Origin of the sequence: Bartonella schoenbuchensis R1, assembly GCF_002022685.1 — a bacterium.
Classification (GTDB): domain Bacteria; phylum Pseudomonadota; class Alphaproteobacteria; order Rhizobiales; family Rhizobiaceae; genus Bartonella; species Bartonella schoenbuchensis.
Genome location: NZ_CP019790.1, coordinates 25280 through 44562 on the forward strand (window position 1 = coordinate 25280; position 19283 = coordinate 44562).

Here is a 19283-nt window from a genome sequence, read left to right on the forward strand (position 1 = left end):
ACACTCCCCTTCCCATCTTTTAAAGATGGGGAGAGGTTAAGCTGCATCCTTGATTGTGATAATCACCTGTTTACCAAGAACGGACAGTGCTTGTTCTAATGTTTGAAGTTTCGTCGGATAGTTTGGATCAAGAATGCGTCGTGCTTCTGTTTCTTTTTTGCCGAGACGGTTGGCTAATTCTGTTTTTGTAATATTAGCTTCATTAAAAGCTTCTATCACTGCCAATTTAAGAGCATTCCATGCATCCACTGTTACTGCCACTAAGTTTTTATACCGTTGTGGTGTAGGTAAAGGCAACCCAAGCATAGTATAACTACGCAATGCCAACCCTAAAGCTTCAACCGCATGTTCTAGCGCTTCAGCACGATTTTTACCAGCTGTGATTACCTCAGGTACATCCGGAAAGGTTACTACAAAACCGCCATCTGGATCAGCTTCTAATTTTGCTTGATAAATATATTCCATTTTAGACCTCTCTATTATTACCAAACATGTTTGAAACAAAGAATTAAAAACGTTTAAGCTGTTTTACATTCCTAACCGCTTTTTTATTATTTTCACATAAAGTGGTGTCAACTCACCGGATTTAATAACAGTTGTCTTATCTCCAAAAGTCACTAAACAATGTGAGCCTTTACCCGCATCAAGAGCTTCGCTGTAATGAATGTCTCTCTTTCTAGCTTCTTTACGCAATTCTTTAAGAAGAGCTTCTCGTTTCATTTAGTCCCTCTTTAATTCTCAATACAATTTATATCGTACAAAAAAGTTCGAATTTATATTGATAAAAGGCAACTAAAATTACTGTACGCTCACAATAATCAAATTTTCTAACAAGATGGAGAGAGGATCTTTAAGCTTTTTTTAAAGATGTCCTGTTTGTTCAAAAGGTGCAATATGCAGAATCGGGTTACTCTGTCGTGCTTGCCATAAATCGTGTTTTTGTTGCAGTTTAAGCCAAAATTCTGCATCATTTAAACCAGCCCTTTCTAACCGTAAGGCTAGATTAATGCTGATTGCTGCATTGCAGTTTAAAACACGCGATAAAGTTAAACGGGCAACACCGAGACGATTTGCAGCTTCTGTGACTGTCAATTTCAGTTCATCAAGCAATTCTTCTTTTAAAATGCCACCTGGGTGTGGAGGATTGTACATCATAATAGCACCTCAAAAATTAATGATAGTCTTGATAATCAACAAGTTCAACGTCTGTTCCAATGAAACGAAAAGTAACACGCCAATTTGCATTGACACGCATTGACCAATAATCCTTTAATTCTCCTGTCAGTTTATGAAGATGATACGATTTAATCTTCATTTGTTCAGGAGAAGATATTGTATCTAAAATCACCAAAATATTTGCTAGTTTTTGAGCATGTGCAGGTTGTATACCTTTGCATACCCCTCTTTCAAAAAATAATTTTAACCCCTTATGCTTAAAACTAACGATTGCCATAATTCACCTTTTGGTACTTGATACGATACACGATGCACGTTTATAAGTCAAGTATTTGTTAGTTTATTCGTTAGATATGTTTTATATTACATTTCCACTGAGGCAGTTTAGAGAGAGCGAGTGCAATTTGCCCTCTGTGACACATAGATACATTTGCTTCAAAACAAGTAATTGCAATGTGTTTTCTGTCTAAAAAAAGTTGATATAATTTATCTATTTCAAAATATCCTTTATTGCTTGAATCAATTGATTTTCTTTAACGGTTATTTAGGTTAGATGTGTGGAACAGATCGTTCAAGGGGTTGTACAGCTAACCGGAGCCCCATAGTTCGTAGTAAAGCAATCAAGCTTCGGAGCTCGGGATTTCCTTTTTGTGAGAGTGTACGGTAAAGCTGTGTTGGATTTAGTTCAGCTGCTTTAGCTACAGTTTGAACACCACCATAGGCTTTTGCCATTTGACGAAGCGTTACAAGTAGCTCACCTTGATCGCCATCAGCTAGAATTGCATCAAGAGTAGCTGCTGCCGTTTCAGAATCATTATAGAACAGTTCAGCCATTGCATCATCATGGTTACGATCTTTCATCTCTACACTCCTTTAATCTTCACGGTTTTGCCAATCATGCCAACAAACGCACGCGTGGGTAATATCAGTATTTTGCGTCCTTTTGGTGCTACCACACAATAACAGCAACACGGTCTTTCTTAATTGGGTATAATAAATTCGGTAACCAGGCCCGATATGAATTCGCAATTCATAAATGCCATCACGAAGTGGTCTAAAATCACCGAAATTTCCTTGCTCCAAACGGTTAAGGCGGCGGATAATTGCAGTTTTAGCTTACATATCACAGAGTTTGTGTAATCATTCGGTCATCAGATTTTTTCCGTCAATAGTAAGGTAGTGGCGTATCTTAAACATAAACAAACAATCGTTTATAAACGAATGATTGTCAAGGATTAATAGGTTTTCTTGAAAAGATTTTGCCTTTATATAAGAGCCTTTTAAAATATGCATTCATAGAAGAAATTTATGAATATTATCAATGAGTTTTATGAATGAGATGAAAAAAGTATTTATGCACTGATAAAATTGACAATAAACTGTTTATTTTCAATAATTTATGCTGTTTTTTCTTTGGAAAAATGCACTATGTTATGCTATAGTAAAAGCAGCTTTTCATATCCGTATTTCATTTCAATTATTTTCCTTAGAAAAGATATCAAACATGCTTAATAAAGTAACTTTAATTGGCTATCTGGGTGCTGATCCAGAAAGCAGAACAATGCCATCTGGAGTAGAAGTGGCGAATTTTCGTATAGGCACTTCTCAAAGATATACAGATAAAACAACTTCTCAAAGAATAAATAAAACAGAATGGCATTCTGTTGTGATTTTTATCCACATCTTGCAAAGGTTGCGCTGCAATATCTGAGTAAAGGTTCCTAGGTTTACATTGAAGGTCAATTACAAACACGTAAATGGCAAGATAAAGATGGGCAAACACACTACACAACAGAAATTGTCTTACCGCAATATAAGGGTGAGTTAAAAATCCTTGATAGTGTTCAAAAATCTGATCCTGACATGACTACTCAAGAGCAAGCAACGGCATGAAAAATAGTAGACAACAGTCTTTAGAAACAACTTTGAATGACAGAATCCCGTTTTAATTGGTAGATTTATCATGAAAAAACGCAAAAAAAGGGGAAGACCTAAAATAGCCGGTAAAATAAGAGAGCCTAATGGACGTATTTCACGTACAAAAACGCCTCGTAAACCTGCTAATCAATTAACTCTTGAAATACGTGCCAAGCGTTATGGAGTGAGTATTCAAGATGTAAAAAAACCGTTTATTGATACTTATGTAGGGCGGTTATATTTGTTGGAAAAAAAGATTAATCAAGATCAGTATGATGCGTCACAGCAGTATATTCAGGTGCTAAACAATTATCGGTGTGCAAAACAATTGCCAGGAGCTATTTATGATGAAACACCAATATCTTCTGATGATAGAGAAAGGGACAAGTGGGTTGAGACAGTAACTGATCGCTATGAAGCTATGCAAGAGGTTATTAGAGAAACACAGAGACTGCATCGTCGGTATAACCTTCATGATGCATTAGAGCATCTGGTTATAGAAGACCAACAACTGCCACATCTTGTCAACTCTCTACGCATGGCTCTGAATGCTTTTAAGAAATACTTCTCGTAAAAGCGTTAAAAACCATTGAATAATAGGTTTTAGAATATTATATTTTTATATAATACCTTGAAGGGAGATTCTATGCACACAACGAAATTGCGTAAAGTTGGAGGGTCAGTTATGCTTTCTATACCACCTGCATTACTTGATGTTTTACACCTCGTTGAAAATACTGAGGTTGGTTTGACTATTGATAATGGGTGTTTAATTGTACAACCTCAGATATTTCCTAGTTATACTCTTGACGAATTGTTAGCTCAATGTGATCCTTTGGCTGATCTGAGTGATGAGGAAACAGAATGGCTTGATGCTAAACCTGTTAGTAGAGAGCTCTTGTAATGAAGCGGGGAGAAATTTGGTTAGTATCGCTTGATCCAAGTTCAGGATATGAGCAAAAAGGAACGCGTCCCGTGCTTATTGTATCACCAGAAGCATTTAATCGTGTGACTAAAACACCGGTTGTTTTACCCATTACAAGTGGGGGAAGTTTTGCAAGAACAGCGGGTTTTGCTGTTTCATTGATGGGAATGGGATTGCACACAACAGGTGTGATACGCTGTGATCAACCACGTGCTCTCGATATAGGAGCGCGCAAAGGAAAAAAACTAGAAACGGTTCCTGTCATGATTATGAACGAAGTATTAGCTAAGTTGTCAACATTCCTTACGTAATTAATTATATTGATTACAGTTAAGATTATCATATTTATCATAATCATAATATTATTTACGTTATTTACGTTGGTGTTTTAATGTTTGACACAAGTCACGCCGATTAATATCAAACTGCTCAAGTACTTCATCCGGAAGATCATCCAAATTTTGCGGACCAACATTGAACATATCAAGAGCATCATCTAGGTCGTTTGGAATATAATAATTCTCATCTGCATTTGTTTCTCGTTCACAATTAGCAAAAACAAGCCCACTGATAAATATACCCAACAGAAGCTCTTCAACTATATTGCGAAGAAATGAATAAATTGCCAACTCCTTTAAAATTTGAAGAAGTCATACAGAAAGAAACTGTCAAAATAGCTTTGTCGGAAGGAGCTTTTTTAATACAAGTTCCATTTATTGAAAATGATTCAGAAGTGGTGCGTATGAATATATCAATTGAACGAGGGCTCTTGCGTGCAATTGATGATTGTGCACAAGAAAGAGGGTTAACACGATCTGCTTTTTTAGCAACAGCAGTACGTCACGAGCTTAATATTTAGGCAATTAAAACTACAATTTTCTCCCATATTTTCTCTAATTTTTACTATTGACTAACTTTTAAGAGGCAAATGTGGCTACTTATCATCTAGTAAAATAAATACAATGATAATTAAAGAGACATGCCTTTATTTTGAGATAGATGAATCTCGAGAGCTTTTGCTTGCATTTGTTCGTACAATCTGCGCATGACTTTCATATTGTCTCTTCGTGCATCAATGATTGATTTTTCAACTACCGTTAAACGAGATTTGTTTAGATTACCTAATCTTGTGTAATGTGATGCCATTGCCTGACGTGCTTCATCATAAGGTAATTCGTTTTTTCGATGTTTTGATAAACTATGCGCCTCATTTATAAACGTGTATTGATCAGGATCAGCTGCAAGCACAATGTGCTTTTTAATAACGTCCATTTCAATTAAAGCCGTTTTAAGACTACTTTTCATTTCCGGACTATTAGCGTATCGAAGTAAGTCATCCGACACAATATTATATTCCGTGTTAAAAAGTAATGACAAATCCTTGCTTTGACCAACATTACGGACATGATCACAAAGCTTTCTTTGCACAGCAAATAAATTTTTTGCAGTTAATGTTTCGTTGTGTTTTTTTATATATCCACTTTGTCGTCCCAATAGCTGTTCTAAAATTTTCTCTTCGTTAGAAATGATGACCTCCTATAATAACGTCTTTATCTAACCAATCAGGTCCATATTCTTCATCAGCATTTTTAGTAGGAAACCCCATATCACGGATAAATTGCGCTCCACGCCTTTTTTTAATGCCCAAAAGCCCATAGGCTGGCAGTTCTACCATAGCTAACCATTCCCATGTTGTTTTTTCATCATTTGCTTCGGAAGCAGCATCTGATTCAGCCAGATAAATAAGTTCGTGATCAGCGCCTTGCGCACGTAATTCCTCACGTTGTTCATCAGTCATATAACTTTTAGGTAGTTTCTTCTTCATCCAAATCTCCTCATTAGTATGTGGGAAATATATGTTGTATATTAATTTAAGTCATGAATCTAAGCAATTGAAACAATGGTTTTCTCTAATATTTTATCTAACTTTTTTGTTATCCAACATGTTTTTTGTTATTTTTCCGCGACAGTTTGTTGATCTGAATTGAGTAGCCCATAGATAGAACGCTCAAGATATAATTCCCCCCGTTTTTGTTTATCAATCATGCCACGCAAGTATCCTCCTGGTGAATAAATGATTTGACGAGCGTATTTTTCGAGAATAATCCCAACAGCAAGAGCAGCTTTTTTGAAGCCCATGGTTATTTTAGCGTGTTTAAGGGCATCAGGAGAAATACCAGTCATTTTAGCTAAGAAATCCGTTGAGTTGACTAAATCGTCGACTGAATTGAGTTTGTTATCAAGGAATTCAGAAACGTTAGGCATAGCACTAACTAAAGTCTCGGGCTTAATTTGAGGCAATGCACCACCATTTAAAAGAAGTGTTTGTTCGGCTTCGCGTGTGTCCCTTTCACTGTTATTTTTAGAGCGACTGAAAGTCGCGTTAATTTTAGAGTATTCGGATTTATCCGAATTCATTATTGTTATTTTGTTTTTTGAAGGGTGATTTGTTTTTTGTGTGTTGGTATTACTTTTACAAATATGATAGGGGTTTGTATTATGTATGTGCATAACATTTTCGATATACGTGCATAACATTTTATTAGAAAAAAAGCGATTTAAAAGCCAATTGAAAAGTCGAATAGCTTTTTCAAGTTTAGAAAATGATGCCTTTGTTGGTACACCAACCGCAGTCATAATTTTTTTTACACGTTCCAAAACTATTGAACTAATTTGTGTGGATTCTGTAATTTTAGAACGTAATTGACGATAAATTCCTCGAAATCTTCGAAGCGCGTCTTTCTGAAGGTCTTGTTCTTCCTTAATTGTATAAATATAATTCTGAAGTTCATGATAGCGTGCAACTAAGATGCTAAGATCAATACCGCAGGCGATTGAGATACTACCATTATAGTTGACGGGAAATCGTTTAAAATTTCCAGAGTCCCGCATAACAATAAGGCCTTTATCATAGAGTCGGCTGAGTAATCTGCTCACATGAACAACAGTACACCCAATCTCCGAAGCAATTTGACGATTGCTTTTAAATATGACTGGTATTCCTCCTTGCTCAAATGAAGCGATTGGAGCTGTATTTAGAAGAATGCTTAATAAATGAGCCTCTGTTCCTTTGATAAGACCTGTTATAGGTAATTGCCGTGCAAGAATAATGAGCTGGCTTCTATTAATAGAACCAATTTCTGCATGGTCTGCAATTTTCATATATTCTAAATGCTTTGCATTTAAGCGTCTTCCCGATGTTTTATTAACCATAATCAGTTTAACCTCTCTGTTAGAGGCAAAAAAATGATAAAAACATCCTATCTCCGCAAAAAAACTCTTGCAGAACTCTTCGTAATGCATTAAATTGGGAATTGTGAGTTTCCCGCATTTTTAATGCATTACGTTATGAATGTTTTTAGAAAACCCTTCTGTTTCAGCAGTTGGGTTTTTTATTTTTTTGCCATTAGTCTCCTAATATTAAAAAAGAATCATTGATTTGCACATTTCGCGCAGTTTAGACTATACGTAAAACAAAAACATTTTCAATATACTAATAAACTCCAAGGCCCTGCTCTTTTGTTTACTGTACTCAAGGTCCCCTTCCTCCTATTCATTGTATTAGATTAGCAAGCCAAAGGCTTCCGATTTTCTTTCTTCTATTAAACGATCTTTATTTCTTTATACTTGACTTTTATTATCATTGATCGTATAGTTATAGTATACGATAAGGAATGGTAATGGCAATTGTGAGCTTCAAGCATAAAGGCCTAAAATTATTTTACACGACGGGTTCCACCAAAGCTATTCAAGCAGCTCACACAAAAAAGTTACGTGTTATTTTAACGGCTTTAACAAGTGCGACATGCCCCGAAATGTTGAAAGCACCTGCTTTTAAAATGCACTCTCTCAAAGGCGAACTTACAGGCTACTATTCTATATGGGTTAACGGCAATTGGCGTATTACCTTTCGTTTTATCGGAACAGACGTTGAGCTTGTTGATTATCAAGATTACCATTGATGAAAGGAAGTAAAACAATGATGCATAACCCCGCACATCCAGGAGAAGTTCTAAAAGTAGCTTTTTTGGAAGAAATGGATATAACAATACAAAAATTAGCCGATCATCTCCATGTGACAAGAGCTTCTCTATCAAGAGTTATTAATGGACATGCCTCTATGAGCACCGAACTTGCAGTTAAATTAGAATTAGCTGGTTTTAGTAAAGCAAAGTTTTGGTTAGATATGCAAACAAACTATAATTTATGGCAAGCAAGGCAACGAGCACAACCACCTATTTGTCCTCTGGTTTCCGATACTACTCAAATGCCACTTTGATTTATCACTGATTTTGATAGCTCTTGGTTTGTTTTTTAAACCATGGTTTATGGCGCTAACTTTTTTGAAGCTTTTCTATTGCTTCTATGGCGAGTCATTTTCTATCAACAGTCTTTGTATAAAGAGATGCCATATCATCTTCAGTCCATCCAAAAATCGCTTTAAGTTATGCAATGGTAGCTCCTGCATTGGCAGCTCTTGTTGCGGCTAATTTTCTCAATCCATGGGCTGATTTTTTATTCCCGCTGCATTACACGCTTTCCTAAACAGATTGCCAAAACTTTCTTTGGTTAGTTTCTTGCCTTCTTTCTCGCAACAAAAATTTTCTTAAAATTTCACTTTCGTTAGAAATGATGACCCCCTATGACAACACCTTTATCTAGCCAATCTGGTCCATATTCTTCATCAGCATTTTTGGTAGAAAATCCCATATCACGAATAAATTGGGGTCCATTCTGATGTCTAAGAAACAGGAGTGTATGAGCTGGCAGTTCAGCCATAGCTAACCATTCCCACGCTGTTTGCCCATCATTCGCTTCATCCGCTGCTTGTGATTCAACAGCATAAATGCTATCTTGATCAAACCCCTCTCCTTGTAATTTTTCACGTTCTGCGTTTGTTATATAACTTTTAGGTAATTTCTTCTTCATCCAAATCTCCTCACTAGTATGTGGAAAATATATGTTGTATATTAATTTAAGTCATGAATCTAAGCAATTAAAACTACAATTTTTTCTATTTAAGTGCCCTTAATAAGCTCTCCCCTTAATATCATGATTTCGGAGCCGCGTGAGAAGGACAAAACAAACCGTTAGGTTCTGGAGTCAAGGACGCTGTTAAGCGCCCCGCAGGAGCTTTCCTTGACCTTAAGAACCTAGGTTTGTTAGTCCCTTCTCTAAACGCGGTAACGATCTCATGATTTTGGTGAGCGGTCCGGTGAATTTGAGAGGTGATAAACCTCTCATTCAAAACTATTTTAAAGGCAAAAAAGCCAGCTTGAACTCAGTGTTTTTAGGCTTCAAGAATACCAATGCGAGGATACTCATTACTGGCGGGGTTATCGAAAAGTGCAAGAAAATCTTTATAATAAACTTTTTGATTTATAAAAAATTTGAAATTTTCCAAAAATTGTTAGAAATTTCGTTTCATGTAACCTTTTTTCGTGTTACACGTTACATGAAACATAGTGGAGGTTATATTATGGGTACAATGCATGTTAATGAACGCGTTCAAAAACATCGTAATGCACAAAGAAAAGCTGGATTGCGTTTAATGCAAATTTGGGTACCAGATATACGTCAACCGGACTTTGCTGAAGAATGCCGTCGCCAATGTCGCTTAGTAGCAAAGACAGATAAAGATAATGCGTCTATGCAACTATTTATGGAGCAATCCCTAAAGGATATTGATGGCTGGACATAATAATGAGAGGTTCTCTTATAACAGTAGTTATGCAAGGCGATTTTGGCAAACCAAGACCCGCGCTAGTAATCCAAGCTAATCAATTTAGTGAGCATACCAGCATCACAGTCTTACCAATTACAAGCACACTTATTGCTGCTCCACTACTGCGCATTACTATTCGGCCAAATAGCGAAAATGGTTTGCTAAAACCTTCACAGGTAATGATTGATAAAATTATGACGGTACGATGTGATAAAGTTAGTTCAATTTTCGGCTATATTCACACAGATGAAATGATACAAATTGAACGCTGTTTAGCTGTATTTTTAGGAATAGTAAAATAAAAATCAATATTTTTTCCTTTTGAATAGGTATACGTATTTTGTGTTAAATTCATTAATCAAGTTAGGCAGTTAACTAATACGTCTTATCGTTCAATTAAGAACCTAGTAAAATATGGAAACAGAAATGATTTTTATCTTTCCATAGACACTCATCATTATCTAAAATATTTCTTTTGCTATGAGCGCTATGTGCTTTACAGTCAATGATTCATTGTGTTTTTTTATATATCCGCTTTGCCGCAGTAGAAACTTGTTTAAAATCTTGTCTTCGTTAGAAATGGTAACCTCCTATAATAACGTCTTTATCTAACCAATCAGGTCCATACTCTTCATCAGCATTTTTGGTAGGAAACCCCATATCACGAATAAATTGCGCTCCACACCTTTTTTTAAGCCCCAACAGTCCATAAGCTGGATATTCCACCATAGCTAACCATTCCCATGTTGCTTTTTCATCATTTGCTTCTTCCGCTGCTCTTGATTCAGCCAGATAAATAAGTTCGTGATCAGCGCCTTGCGCACGTAATTCCTCACGTTGTTCATCAGTCATATAACTTTTAGGTAGTTTCTTCTTCATCCAAATCTCCTCATTAGTATGTGGAAAATATATGTTGTATATTAATTTAAGTCATGAATCTAAGCAATTGAAACTACAATTTTCTCTGATAATTTCTTTAACTTTTTTGTTATCCAACATGTTTTTTGTTATTTTTCCGCGACAGTTTGTTGATCTGAATTGAGTAGCCCATAGATAGAACGCTCAAGATATAATTCCCCCCGTTTTTGTTTATCAATCATGCCACGCAAGTATCCTCCTGGTGAATAAATGATTTGACGAGCGTATTTTTCGAGAATAATCCCAACAGCAAGAGCAGCTTTTTTGAAGCCCATGGTTATTTTAGCGTGTTTAAGGGCATCAGGAGAAATACCAGTCATTTTAGCTAAGAAATCCGTTGAGTTGACTAAATCGTCGACTGAATTGAGTTTGTTATCAAGGAATTCAGAAACGTTAGGCATAGCACTAATTAAAGTCTCAGGCTTAATTTGAGGCAATGCACCACCATTTAAAAGAAGTGTTTGTTCGGCTTCGCGTGTGTCCCTTTCACTGTTTTTAGAGCGACTGAAAGTCGCGTTAATTTTAGAGTATTCGGATTTATCCGAATTCATTATTGTTATTTTGTTTTTTGAAGAGTGATTTGTTTTCTGTGTATCTGTATTACTTTTACAAATATGATAGGGGTTTGTATTATGTATGTGCATGTCGTCGGCGACATACGTGTATGTCGTTTTTGACATTTTAACATCAAAAAAACGTTGCAAAATCCACTCGAAAAATCGAATAGCTTTCTTCAGTTTTTCAAAAGAAACTTGTGATGGCCGTCCTATAATATGTATAACTTTTTGTACTCTGGAAAACAGCATATGCGTAAACGGTGTGATTTCAGATGCACAAGAAAACTTAATCTGTCTTACTAATCCTCTAAAACAACGTAAAGCTTCTCTTCGCTTTTCTAAATCTTCCAATATATCATCGGCTTTTTGTTTAAGCTCACAATAGCGAACAATTAAAATACGCAGATCAATACCGCAAGCCGTTGTGATATTATTATAACTATTATGTGCAGAATACCGTTTAAAATTTCCAGAGTCCCGCATGACAATAAGACCCTTATCATAAAGACTTGAAAGCAAACGACTAACACGGGCGTCACTACGACTGATTTCCACTCCCAAACGTTGATTGCTTTTGAAAACAATAGGAATGCCCCCTTCTTCAAAAGAAGAAACTGAAGCTGTATCTAATAAAGCTAAAAGAAGATTACATTCAGTATCTTTTATAAAACCAGTCATTCGCAATTTCTTAGCTAATCTAATCAATTGGCCACGGCTTACACAACCAACCTCTGCATTTTCCGCCAATCTTCTGTATTCTATATGATGAGCATCTATACGTCTTCCCGATGTTTTATTAACCATAATCAGTTTAACCTCTCTGTTAGAGGCAAAAAAAGATAAAAACACCCTATTTCCGCAAAAAAAACTCTTGCAGAACTCTTCGTAATGCATTAAATTGGGAGTTGAGATATTCCCGCATTTTTAATGAATTACGTTATGAATGTTTTTAGAAAACCCTTCTGTTTCAGCAGTTGGGTTTTTTATTTTTTGCCATTAATTTCCTCTTATTAAAAAAGAATCATTGATCCGCATATTTCGCGCAGCTTAGACTATACGTAAAACAAAAACATTTTCAAATTGTTTTTGACTTTAAAAGAATAAAAATTATTATAAATTTCTATAATTTGTACTAATAATTTAATTGCAATTGTAACAAGCTGCTTAAAACTTTAACGGACAGTTAAAATGGATAATCTTAATTTAAGAAAATTAGAATATTTTCCTGACAAAAATCCTTTTCTTGATAAATCCAAAATACACATTCAAAATGAAACTATTACAGCGCATGTAGGACATCACAAGCTTATCAATTTCAAAACTGATAAAATTCTTACTCTGCCTATGATTTGTACCATTGAAGAAAAAAATAAAAGGCAGTTTGTAGAAGTATTCGCAGATGATGTTCAAAAAATCTTTAATTTATCTCGTACCGGACGCCGTGTCTTTATAGAAATATTGCTACTATATCAATCAGATCAGTTAATAGATAACTTCACTGATAGTATTATTCTAGTTTGGCTTGACGATGGTTTAAATGGCATGAAGCTTGATATGGGTAATAAAACATTTCAGAATGGCTTAAAAGAATTGATATCTAAAGAGTTTCTAAAACCAAAATTACGAAATCAGTATTGGGTGAATCCAGCGATATTCTTCAAAGGTGATAAAATTGCTTTTATAAAAGAATATCAAATAAAACCATCTTTTACCAAAACTGAAGAAAAAACAAATCAAGTAAAACAAGATCTTCCAGATGATGGATATCAAACTGATATTGAAGACTTTACTAATAAATAATAATCATACTTCACTGTTTCTTGTGCAATTAAAGAAAAAATGAGAAAATCCTCTTGTAAAACATATTATAGTGACGTAGTTTTTTGTTGCTTTATAAAAAATCATTCTGAACTGATTTAATCTAATCACAAGTTAGGTTATTTTATTTTCTAATGATCCCCCTCCCGAAAGACCCTTCTGTTTAGTCAGTTGGGTTTTTCTTTTTTGAGGTTCGTATTTCTCTTTTTCATATCATTTATTTCATTGTTTTCTCTAGCGATAGCGATACGAAACGATGTAGAGGGAAGGGAACGCGCTCCTTCATAGCGCTGTAGTGACCGCCCGATACGAGTAAGTAAAAGCGTCAATAAAAACAACAATTTTCCATGATTGGAGTTGTCCATCAGAATGCAAAGCAGGCTGTGGTCAACTTTTACCTGACAGTATTACTGGAAGGCCAGTTGTGGAAATATTGTTCGGCCATTTTTAAAAGCTATCTTTCAAGAATCTCAAAATTAATATAATATTTTGTATCTGATAACAAATTTCTTAAAAGTTTTTATAATGAAGCCAGCCCTTGATTTTATTTAGAACAATCAATGTGGATCGATAGGATTATAAGTACCGTTTCTTCTTCTCCAATCTTCTGGATGTTCGAAATCGCCAGACCATAATCCGATTTTGGCTTTTTGAGCAGAAAATTGCAATTCTTTGTAGTGTGCAGGTGAAGGAAAATTGTGTTGATCTTTTGGTAAGAGCATCATTCCTTCTGAAAGACCTAGGCTGGCAATATCAACCCCATCAACAAAACATTGTGCGTAATGAATCTGCTTGACGACACGAGCTTGTTTACAAGTAACATTTTTATCGATTGTTTTCGATACAAGCCATGCAGTAACAAAAAAACCACAAGGCCACTGAACACCGTTACGTAACGCAAATTGACGTGGTTCACATGACTCAACGCCGTACAATTGAACACGACGTATAATTCTCTTTCGCCAGATCTCATCTACAGGTGTTATCATTTTAAAAGTAACACCGCTTGTTACCTGTATAGCGCCTGAATAAACTGGTGTGTTCTCTTTGTGTAATTGTGATGAACCGGAAATTTTTATTGGTTTATCTGAATCAAAAGTAAATTTTAGATCGGGATCTCGGAATTGCTTTTCTATTATAAATTTTGCTTCTTGAATGAAGGGTAATTCAATAAAATTTTTAGTATTTTTACTAAAAGTAAAAGTAACAACAACAATAATGTAAGTTAAAATTAGATATTTAAACCACGATCGAAATATTTTTCTGTTTATATCCATTGTAATAAAATTATTATTCTCGTGAAATAGTTGCACAGAGTATTTTTCTTATATAGTTATAATTTTTATAAAGCTATCATAATATAAAGGAGCGGGGATTTTATGCCTTCATACAAATTAACTGTATCAGATATACAAAAAAAATGGTTAGCTACAGGGCTTATCTTGTTTATCGCATTTATAATATTAAGCGATCCAGCATTGGCTCAGGGATTTGGGCAAGTTGAAAGTGCTCTTGATAAAATAGTGAATGCTATGACGGGAACCATTGCAAAATCTATTGCGACTATTGCCGTTGCTGGCACTGGTATCGCGTGGATTGCTGGTTATATCGAAATGCGCAAAGCTTTCTTTGTTTGTGTCGGTATAAGCATTATTTTCGGTGCATCACAAATTGTAGGAATGTTATCATCTTAATATAATGTTTAAAGCAATGAAAGAGTGTGATCAGCTCACTGAAGATACGTTGTTTCTTGCCTGTACACGGCCTGCAATGATTGCGGGCGTTACAGTAGAAGCTATGGGTTTAAATTTTATGGGCACGCTCATAATATTTATTCTAGCAGGTAATATTTTCTTCATGGCACTTGGTGTTACTGTACATTTTATAATGAAGGAAATTATCAAACACGATCATAATAAATTTCGTGTTCTTATTGCGTGGTTGCAAACTCGCAAGTTTTCAAGAAACGCTGAGCAATGGGGGGGTAGTAGCATTTCTCCATTACGGTTAATCCGTAATTATGAGGAGCTAAAATGAACACAGCTCAACGTAAGCGTGAACCCCAGCCGGAATCAGTCATACCTTATGTGCGCCATGTGAATGAACATATTATAGCGTTGTCATCACGAGCGCTTATGACTGTTATAGCCCTTGAAGGGGTTAATTTTGAAACAGCAGATATTGCTGACCTTAATGTCTTTCATGAACAATTAAATAACTGTTTTAAAAATATAGCTGATGAGCGGATAGCAATTTACAGTCATATTATCAGAAGGCGCGAAACAGTCTATCCAGATGGCACTTTCAGATCAGAGTTTGCGCAAACATTGGATGATAAGTACCGTCAAAGAATGGTGTGTCAAGAATTATATCGTAACGACCTCTATCTTTCAATTATATGGAACCCTCATGTTGATAAAACCGATAAATTGGCTGACTTTTTTAAACGCTTAGGGAAAGCAAAAGAAGCAGAAACAGAGGTAGACGCAGAGTCAATTCGTAAGCTTGAAGATGTTGCAACCAATCTTATGCAGAACTTAGCGCGTTATGGTGTAAAACAACTTGGTCTTTATGAACATAACGGTAATATTTTTTCTGCACAAAGTGAGTTTATTCACCAGTTAGTAGGTGGTCGTTATGAGCGTGTACCTCTTACATGGGGAACAATAGCGTCATCTGTATATTCAGATCGGATTATTTTCGGTAAAGAAATTATAGAAATACGCCACGAAGCAAAGCAAAAGTTTGCAGGAATGTTTGGTTGGAAAGAGTATCCGGCTAAAACCAGACCAGACATGACAAATGGTTTGCTTACTCTCCCGTGTGAGTTCATTTTTACGCAATCCTTTATTTTCAAAAGCAAAAACGTTGCAAAACAGATTATGGGGCGTAAACAAAATCAGATGATCAACGCCGGGGATCGTGCAGGATCTCAAATTGATGAATTAGATGATGCATTGGATGATCTTGAATCAAATCGTTTTGTTTTAGGCGAGCATCACTTGTCATTAGCAGTCTTTGCTGACACACAACGAGAACTCATTGACAATCTCGCAAAAGCACGTGCTCGCCTTACAGAAGGTGGTGCTGTCGTTGCTCGTGAAGACTTAGGGCTCGAAGCAGCATGGTGGGCACAACTTCCTGGCAATTATGCTTATCGGACGCGTTCTGGTGCTATTACAAGCCGTAATTATGCCGCGCTTTCACCCTTTTATTCATTTCCGATTGGAAAAATAGATGGCAATCAATGGGGGCCTGCTGTTGCTCTTATGAAAACATCGGCTGGATCTCCTTTTTACTTTAACTTTCATTTTGGTGATTTAGGAAACACTTTTATTTGCGGTCCATCTGGATCTGGTAAAACCGTTATTGTTAATTTTCTATTAGCGCAGCTTCAAAAGCATGACCCTGACATGGTGTTTTTTGATAAAGATCGTGGAGCGGAACTGTTCGTTAGAGCTGGTGGTGGCACATACATGCCGCTGAAAAATGGTAAGCCAACAGGTATAGCGCCGCTAAAGGGATTAGATTATAGCAATCCTGCCAATAAAGTATTCCTACGACACTGGATTACAAAGCTTGTCTCTAACGAGGGGAAAATAATAACTGAAGCAGAACGCCAGGATATTTCTGCAGCTGTTGATCAGCTAGCCTTATTACCTAAGGAACAGCGCACAATATCTGCATTGCAAATGTTTTTTGATACTACCCATAGAGAAGGCATTGCTGGGTGTTTAGAAAAATGGCGTAAAGGCAATGCGTTAGGGTGGGTCTTTGATAATGATGACGATGATATCGGGATTGACGCGAAATTCATCGGTTATGATATGACTGACTTTTTGGATAATGACGAAATCCGTCCTCCATTAATGATGTATTTATTCCATAGAATACTTGATCTGATTGACGGGCGCCGCATTATCATCGTTATTGATGAGTTCTGGAAAGCACTAGAAGATGATTCATTTAAAACATTTGCGCAAGACAGGCTAAAAACAATCCGTAAACAAAATGGTTTAATGCTTTTTGCAACGCAATCACCAAGAGACGCACTCAATTCAACAATTGCACACACCATTATAGAACAATGCCCAACACAAATATATTTTCCTAACCAAAAGGGAAATTACGCAGATTACGTGGATGGTTTTAAATTATCAGATCGAGAATTTAACTTGATACAAACAGAATTAACGCGGGAGTCACGCCGGTTTTTGGTCAAGCAAGGTCATAGTTCTGTGGTTGCAGAACTAAATCTACGTGGATTTGATGATGAAATAGCCATTTTAAGCGGAACAACCAAGAATGTTGAATTACTGGAGACAATCATGAGCGAAGTGGGTGAATCTCCAGAAAAATGGCTTCCGCTCTTTCAAGAAAGGCGAAAACAATGAGGAAAATTTTACTAACAATAGCGTTTTGTATAATCTCTTTTGGGTTAACACCGAATGTACTAGCACAAATGCCCACGTTCGATGCAGCAGCTGTTGCCAAAATGATAGAACAATTAAAACAAGGCAAACAACAGCTTGACCAATTAACTTCTCAAATCGATGAAATGAAGAAATTGTACGGCTCTCTAAATGGCATTGCAGATTTATCTTCACTTCAAGAAATGCTCAATAATAAAGAGATTCAAGCTGCCTTACCTTCTAATTTTGGTGATTTTGAAAAATTATTAGACGGTAAAAGTGGAAACAGTGCAAAATGGGAAGAAAAGCTTTCGTATAAAAAACCAGCAGGCGGTGCAGGATCAAAAGAAGCAGTTGATGCTTTCTACGAAGAAGAGGTTAAAAAAGCTGAACAACGCAACCAGGGACAAGCAGCCACAGGCGAAGCTGTTTATGCATCAGCTAATGAAATGAAACAAACTATCGAAGAACTAATTAAAAAACTTAATAATGCACAAACTGCCGGCGAAGTTCAAGGTGTTCAAGCGCAATTAGCAGTTACGCAGGCAGTGTTGCAAACACAAGTCTTACAAATGCAAGCTGCTGCTATGATTCAACAGGCTGAAGCTGAGGCTGCAAAGCTCCGTCACGAAGCAGAATTCAATGCGCGGTACAAAGCTTATGCTAAAGAACTGCTCAACAAATAAATTATAAAACAAATTAAAAAAGGAAAATTCAATCATGAATAAAATCATTATGATAACATTGCTTCTTTACACTGGGCTTATTATCGCAGGCTGTGAAAAAACTTACAGTGTCGAAGAATTTAAGCAAAATGAAGAATTGCGTGATGAATGGCAAGCAAGATGCAGAATGGGTAAAGAATCTAAAAATTGTCAAAACATGCGATTAGCTGCCCACGAGCTTGAACAAGAACGTGCAAAAAAAGGAGAGGAAAAACTCAACAAATTGCTAGAAGAGCTCAATAAAAAGAGAGAAGCACGTGAAAAGGCTGAACAAGAACGTAGGAAAAAAGAGATGGAAGAATACCAAAAACGGCTTAAAGAGAAAGAAGAACGCGAAAAAATTCAACAAAAAAAAGAACATCACAACGAATAATTACGAGAATAGGTAACGAAACGAATTCATAAATAAAAGGGGAATTCAACCATGAAAAAAATAATTATGACAACACTACTTCTTTGCACTGGGCTTATCATTGCAGGCTGTGAAAAAACTTACAGTGTAGAAGAATTTAAAAAAAATAAAGAATTGCGTGGAGAATGGGACGCAAGATGCGGATTTTCTGGACAATCTAAAAATTGTCAAAACGTGCGATTAGCGAGTGATCAACTCCGTAGAGAACGTTATGGTAGCTATGCAAGAGAACTTCTTGGAGATACTAAAAAAGAGCGTAAAGCTGAATAACAACAGAGGAAATTTAGTCATGAACAAAATCATTATAACAACACTGCTTCTTTGCGCTGGACTTATTATTGCAGGCTGTGAAAAAACTTACAGTGTGGAAGAATTTAAAAAAAGTGAAGAATTGCGTGGAGAATGGGACGCAAGATGCGGATTTTCTGGACAATCTAAAAATTGTCAAACCATGCGATTAGCTGTGCGCGAACTTGAACAAGAACGTCAGAAAAAAGCAGACGAAAAATACCAAAAATGGGTAGAGGAGTTCAATAAAAAGGCAGAAGAACTTAAAAAAAATCGAGAAGAACGTGAAAAAGCTCAACAAGAACGTAGGAAAAAAGAGAGAGAAGAATACGAAAAAGCTAAACAGAAAAAAGAATCCCACAACGAATAATATGAGAATACGTAATGAAATGAACTCATAAATAAAAGGG

Annotated in this window: 28 protein-coding genes and 4 pseudogenes; 17 read left to right on the top strand and 15 right to left on the bottom strand. The window is 36.1% G+C overall.

Going from position 1 to position 19283, the window contains the following annotated elements; all coding sequences use genetic code 11:
* Positions 1-36: 36 nt before the first annotated feature.
* From BscR1v2_RS07725 to BscR1v2_RS07750, 6 genes and pseudogenes are all read right to left on the bottom strand, one after another.
* Positions 37-465 (bottom strand): type II toxin-antitoxin system HicB family antitoxin, encoded by a 429-nt coding sequence (locus BscR1v2_RS07725; protein ID WP_010703155.1) that lies wholly within the window; start codon positions 463-465, stop codon positions 37-39.
* Between the two features lie 63 nt (positions 466-528).
* Positions 529-720, bottom strand: coding sequence for a hypothetical protein (locus BscR1v2_RS07730; RefSeq protein ID WP_010703156.1), 192 nt, complete (start codon positions 718-720; stop codon positions 529-531).
* Positions 721-861: 141 nt separating this feature from the next.
* A complete protein-coding gene (locus BscR1v2_RS07735; RefSeq protein ID WP_010703157.1) occupies positions 862-1155 on the bottom strand; it encodes a HigA family addiction module antitoxin in 294 nt (97 codons plus the stop codon).
* 16 nt (positions 1156-1171) lie between these two features.
* The gene (locus BscR1v2_RS07740; protein WP_078690366.1) at positions 1172-1453 is read right to left on the bottom strand and encodes a type II toxin-antitoxin system RelE/ParE family toxin; all 282 of its coding nucleotides are present in this window, start codon (positions 1451-1453) and stop codon (positions 1172-1174) included.
* A gap of 272 nt (positions 1454-1725) precedes the next feature.
* Positions 1726-2037, bottom strand: coding sequence for a helix-turn-helix domain-containing transcriptional regulator (locus BscR1v2_RS07745; RefSeq protein WP_010703159.1), 312 nt, complete (start codon positions 2035-2037; stop codon positions 1726-1728).
* A gap of 12 nt (positions 2038-2049) precedes the next feature.
* Positions 2050-2373 (bottom strand): annotated as a pseudogene (locus BscR1v2_RS07750) (type II toxin-antitoxin system RelE/ParE family toxin).
* Positions 2374-2680: 307 nt separating this feature from the next.
* Between BscR1v2_RS07750 and ssb the strand changes: the two are divergent.
* The 4 genes and pseudogenes from ssb (at position 2681) to BscR1v2_RS07770 (ending at position 4329) form a co-directional block, all read left to right on the top strand.
* Positions 2681-3125 (top strand): annotated as a pseudogene (ssb, locus tag BscR1v2_RS07755) (single-stranded DNA-binding protein).
* A 14-nt stretch (positions 3126-3139) separates the two neighbouring features.
* The gene (locus tag BscR1v2_RS07760) at positions 3140-3667 is read left to right on the top strand and encodes a hypothetical protein (protein ID WP_078690367.1); all 528 of its coding nucleotides are present in this window, start codon (positions 3140-3142) and stop codon (positions 3665-3667) included.
* 72 nt (positions 3668-3739) lie between these two features.
* A complete protein-coding gene (locus BscR1v2_RS07765; RefSeq protein ID WP_010703162.1) occupies positions 3740-3997 on the top strand; it encodes an AbrB/MazE/SpoVT family DNA-binding domain-containing protein in 258 nt (85 codons plus the stop codon).
* Complete coding sequence (locus BscR1v2_RS07770; protein ID WP_078690368.1) at positions 3997-4329, top strand: type II toxin-antitoxin system PemK/MazF family toxin; 333 nt, start codon at positions 3997-3999, stop codon at positions 4327-4329. The genes BscR1v2_RS07765 and BscR1v2_RS07770 overlap by 1 nt, the downstream gene beginning before the upstream one ends.
* Before the next feature lie 60 nt (positions 4330-4389).
* On the opposite strand, the gene BscR1v2_RS07775 is transcribed toward BscR1v2_RS07770, so the two are convergent.
* On the bottom strand, positions 4390-4602 hold the full coding sequence (locus tag BscR1v2_RS07775) for a hypothetical protein (protein WP_236829033.1): 213 nt from the start codon (positions 4600-4602) through the stop codon (positions 4390-4392).
* Between BscR1v2_RS07775 and BscR1v2_RS07780 the strand changes: the two are divergent.
* Positions 4602-4877: pseudogene (locus BscR1v2_RS07780) on the top strand (type II toxin-antitoxin system HicB family antitoxin); the annotation flags it as partial. The gene BscR1v2_RS07775 and the pseudogene BscR1v2_RS07780 sit on opposite strands and share 1 nt — an antisense overlap.
* 110 nt (positions 4878-4987) lie before the next feature.
* On the opposite strand, the gene BscR1v2_RS07785 reads toward BscR1v2_RS07780, so the two are convergent.
* The 3 genes from BscR1v2_RS07785 to repC (BscR1v2_RS07795) all read right to left on the bottom strand — a co-directional run bounded on the left by BscR1v2_RS07785 (position 4988) and on the right by repC (BscR1v2_RS07795) (position 7231).
* Positions 4988-5446 carry a hypothetical protein gene (locus BscR1v2_RS07785; RefSeq protein ID WP_236829034.1) on the bottom strand — a complete coding sequence of 153 codons (459 nt, stop codon included), beginning with the start codon at positions 5444-5446 and terminating at the stop codon, positions 4988-4990.
* A 91-nt stretch (positions 5447-5537) separates the two neighbouring features.
* Positions 5538-5843, bottom strand: a complete 306-nt coding sequence (locus BscR1v2_RS07790; RefSeq protein WP_078690370.1) for a hypothetical protein — start codon at positions 5841-5843, stop codon at positions 5538-5540.
* Between the two features lie 128 nt (positions 5844-5971).
* Positions 5972-7231, bottom strand: coding sequence for a plasmid replication protein RepC (gene repC / locus BscR1v2_RS07795; protein ID WP_078690371.1), 1260 nt, complete (start codon positions 7229-7231; stop codon positions 5972-5974).
* A 467-nt stretch (positions 7232-7698) separates the two neighbouring features.
* Here repC (BscR1v2_RS07795) and BscR1v2_RS07800 point away from each other — a divergent pair, with 467 nt between their 5' ends.
* Together BscR1v2_RS07800 and BscR1v2_RS07805 are read left to right on the top strand one after the other, a co-directional pair.
* On the top strand, positions 7699-7980 hold the full coding sequence (locus tag BscR1v2_RS07800; RefSeq protein ID WP_078690372.1) for a type II toxin-antitoxin system RelE/ParE family toxin: 282 nt from the start codon (positions 7699-7701) through the stop codon (positions 7978-7980).
* Between the two features lie 17 nt (positions 7981-7997).
* Positions 7998-8297 carry a HigA family addiction module antitoxin gene (locus tag BscR1v2_RS07805; protein ID WP_078690373.1) on the top strand — a complete coding sequence of 100 codons (300 nt, stop codon included), beginning with the start codon at positions 7998-8000 and terminating at the stop codon, positions 8295-8297.
* A gap of 94 nt (positions 8298-8391) precedes the next feature.
* Here BscR1v2_RS07805 and BscR1v2_RS07810 read toward each other — a convergent pair.
* Both BscR1v2_RS07810 and BscR1v2_RS07815 read right to left on the bottom strand, forming a co-directional pair.
* A pseudogene (locus tag BscR1v2_RS07810) lies at positions 8392-8624 on the bottom strand (tyrosine-type recombinase/integrase); the annotation flags it as partial.
* Between the two features lie 17 nt (positions 8625-8641).
* Positions 8642-8947, bottom strand: coding sequence for a hypothetical protein (locus BscR1v2_RS07815; protein ID WP_010703129.1), 306 nt, complete (start codon positions 8945-8947; stop codon positions 8642-8644).
* A 550-nt stretch (positions 8948-9497) separates the two neighbouring features.
* Here BscR1v2_RS07815 and BscR1v2_RS07820 point away from each other — a divergent pair.
* Both BscR1v2_RS07820 and BscR1v2_RS07825 read left to right on the top strand, forming a co-directional pair.
* On the top strand, positions 9498-9719 hold the full coding sequence (locus BscR1v2_RS07820) for an antitoxin MazE family protein (RefSeq protein ID WP_034989862.1): 222 nt from the start codon (positions 9498-9500) through the stop codon (positions 9717-9719).
* Entirely contained in the window at positions 9719-10045 is a 327-nt protein-coding gene (locus BscR1v2_RS07825; RefSeq protein ID WP_194284962.1) for a type II toxin-antitoxin system PemK/MazF family toxin, read from the top strand. Before BscR1v2_RS07820 ends, BscR1v2_RS07825 begins: the two co-directional genes overlap by 1 nt.
* Positions 10046-10316: 271 nt before the next feature.
* Here BscR1v2_RS07825 and BscR1v2_RS07830 read toward each other — a convergent pair whose 3' ends face one another.
* Both BscR1v2_RS07830 and repC (BscR1v2_RS07835) read right to left on the bottom strand, forming a co-directional pair.
* Positions 10317-10622 carry a hypothetical protein gene (locus tag BscR1v2_RS07830; RefSeq protein WP_078690375.1) on the bottom strand — a complete coding sequence of 102 codons (306 nt, stop codon included), beginning with the start codon at positions 10620-10622 and terminating at the stop codon, positions 10317-10319.
* A gap of 128 nt (positions 10623-10750) precedes the next feature.
* Entirely contained in the window at positions 10751-12022 is a 1272-nt protein-coding gene (gene repC, locus BscR1v2_RS07835; protein ID WP_078690361.1) for a plasmid replication protein RepC, read from the bottom strand.
* A gap of 384 nt (positions 12023-12406) precedes the next feature.
* Here repC (BscR1v2_RS07835) and BscR1v2_RS07840 point away from each other — a divergent pair, with 384 nt between their 5' ends.
* Positions 12407-13018, top strand: coding sequence for a hypothetical protein (locus tag BscR1v2_RS07840; RefSeq protein WP_078690376.1), 612 nt, complete (start codon positions 12407-12409; stop codon positions 13016-13018).
* A gap of 575 nt (positions 13019-13593) precedes the next feature.
* Here the strand turns inward: BscR1v2_RS07840 and BscR1v2_RS07845 are convergent.
* On the bottom strand, positions 13594-14349 hold the full coding sequence (locus tag BscR1v2_RS07845) for a nuclease (protein ID WP_418214944.1): 756 nt from the start codon (positions 14347-14349) through the stop codon (positions 13594-13596).
* A gap of 66 nt (positions 14350-14415) precedes the next feature.
* Between BscR1v2_RS07845 and BscR1v2_RS07850 the strand changes: the two genes are divergently transcribed.
* From BscR1v2_RS07850 to BscR1v2_RS07880, 7 genes are read left to right on the top strand one after another with little or no spacing between them, the layout of a single operon-like run.
* Positions 14416-14730 carry a TrbC/VirB2 family protein gene (locus BscR1v2_RS07850; protein WP_010703089.1) on the top strand — a complete coding sequence of 105 codons (315 nt, stop codon included), beginning with the start codon at positions 14416-14418 and terminating at the stop codon, positions 14728-14730.
* Positions 14731-14746: 16 nt separating this feature from the next.
* A complete protein-coding gene (locus BscR1v2_RS07855) occupies positions 14747-15073 on the top strand; it encodes a VirB3 family type IV secretion system protein (RefSeq protein ID WP_034989850.1) in 327 nt (108 codons plus the stop codon).
* Entirely contained in the window at positions 15070-17430 is a 2361-nt protein-coding gene (locus BscR1v2_RS07860) for a VirB4 family type IV secretion/conjugal transfer ATPase (protein WP_078690377.1), read from the top strand. The genes BscR1v2_RS07855 and BscR1v2_RS07860 overlap by 4 nt, the downstream gene beginning before the upstream one ends.
* Positions 17427-18134, top strand: a complete 708-nt coding sequence (locus tag BscR1v2_RS07865; RefSeq protein ID WP_078690378.1) for a type IV secretion system protein — start codon at positions 17427-17429, stop codon at positions 18132-18134. The genes BscR1v2_RS07860 and BscR1v2_RS07865 overlap by 4 nt, the downstream gene beginning before the upstream one ends.
* Before the next feature lie 34 nt (positions 18135-18168).
* Positions 18169-18546 carry an EexN family lipoprotein gene (locus tag BscR1v2_RS07870; RefSeq protein WP_078690379.1) on the top strand — a complete coding sequence of 126 codons (378 nt, stop codon included), beginning with the start codon at positions 18169-18171 and terminating at the stop codon, positions 18544-18546.
* 51 nt (positions 18547-18597) lie between these two features.
* Positions 18598-18855, top strand: a complete 258-nt coding sequence (locus tag BscR1v2_RS07875) for an EexN family lipoprotein (RefSeq protein WP_078690380.1) — start codon at positions 18598-18600, stop codon at positions 18853-18855.
* Between the two features lie 19 nt (positions 18856-18874).
* The gene (locus BscR1v2_RS07880; RefSeq protein WP_078690381.1) at positions 18875-19243 is read left to right on the top strand and encodes an EexN family lipoprotein; all 369 of its coding nucleotides are present in this window, start codon (positions 18875-18877) and stop codon (positions 19241-19243) included.
* Positions 19244-19283: the final 40 nt, after the last annotated feature.